Here is a 418-nt window from a genome sequence, read left to right on the forward strand (position 1 = left end):
GACGTACCCGGACCTGCCAGCGGACTTCACCTACCTGCAGGTCAGCGCCGGATACAATTATTCCCTGGCCGTGGGCAGCGACGGCAACGCCTACGCCTGGGGATCCAACAGCCAGGGCCAGCTCGGCGACGGGACGGGCACCACACGGTATACGCCGGTCAGGGTGAGGAAGCCCGACCGCAGCACGTACCCGGACCTGCCGGAGGATTTCACCTACCTGCAGGTCAGCGCCGGAGCCTCTCATTCGCTGGCCGTGGGCAGCGACGGCAACGTTTACGCCTGGGGGTCCAACGGCAGTGGCCAGCTCGGCGACGGGACAAGAAGCAGCCGGACTGCGCCGGTCAGGGTGAAGACGCCCGACCGGAAGACGTACCCGGACCTGCCAGCGGACTTCACCTACCTGCAGGTCAGCGCCGGA

At 67.5% G+C, this 418-nt stretch carries 1 protein-coding gene; it reads left to right on the forward strand.

Annotation, left to right across the window (positions count from 1 at the left end):
- A partial coding sequence (locus tag QRX41_RS08370) for an RCC1 domain-containing protein (protein ID WP_396176813.1) occupies positions 1-418 on the forward strand: 418 nt, incomplete at both ends.

The organism is Bifidobacterium kimbladii (assembly GCF_032193675.1).
GTDB lineage: Bacteria > Actinomycetota > Actinomycetes > Actinomycetales > Bifidobacteriaceae > Bombiscardovia > Bombiscardovia kimbladii.